This is a genomic window from Phocaeicola sp. RTP21198st1_B8_RTP21198_201120, from assembly GCF_040929485.1.
Taxonomy (GTDB): domain Bacteria; phylum Bacteroidota; class Bacteroidia; order Bacteroidales; family Bacteroidaceae; genus Phocaeicola; species Phocaeicola dorei.
Map to the genome: position 1 here is coordinate 782 of NZ_JBCOCI010000356.1, position 606 is coordinate 1,387.

The 606-nt window shown below is 35.5% G+C and carries 1 pseudogene; it reads right to left on the reverse strand.

Annotated elements, in window-relative coordinates:
- Positions 1 to 66 precede the first annotated feature (66 nt).
- Positions 67 to 606, reverse strand: a pseudogene (locus tag AB5935_RS26255) (hypothetical protein); the annotation flags it as partial.

The following is a 606-nucleotide window of genomic DNA, read 5'->3' on the forward strand; positions in this document are numbered from 1 at the left end:
CATGAAGATAATAAGTATGCTATAAAGAAAAATGCAAATAATTTATTTATCATAGTAACCTCCATTTTATTCTTTCACACATCGTACAGAACCGCCATAAGCATCCCACGCAACACTTATAGAAAAGGAATAACCTGTAGAATCTATTAATGTATAACGCATTATACTAGGCTGTCTATATAAAGACGGAATATTCCCCGCCCAATATAATGCATTATCCAAGAAAGAATTATTTGGCATATTCCCTGTTAATAGTTCACGATAACCTGCTGCAGGATAATAAATACCCTTGAGAGAAAATCCTTTATAACGCACCAAAGGCGTAACATTTTTTTTAGCCTGTTCCCATGGAGATTCATACTCCCCATCTTTACCAACAGGCACCCTCCAACCATCCGGGCAGGGGTCAAAAATCGTTTTCTTTCCTACTTTGCTATTCCATAAGCTCAAATCATTTCTTCTATATGTTCCCTTTGCATTCGTATACCAGCTTTCTTCACTCGTATAAAAACTCATAGAGTTATGTACTGAATTAGGTATATTATTAAAGACTTCCACTGGAACTTTTGAGAAAGTTATAATTTCACCAGCAAGATTGTACAAGTC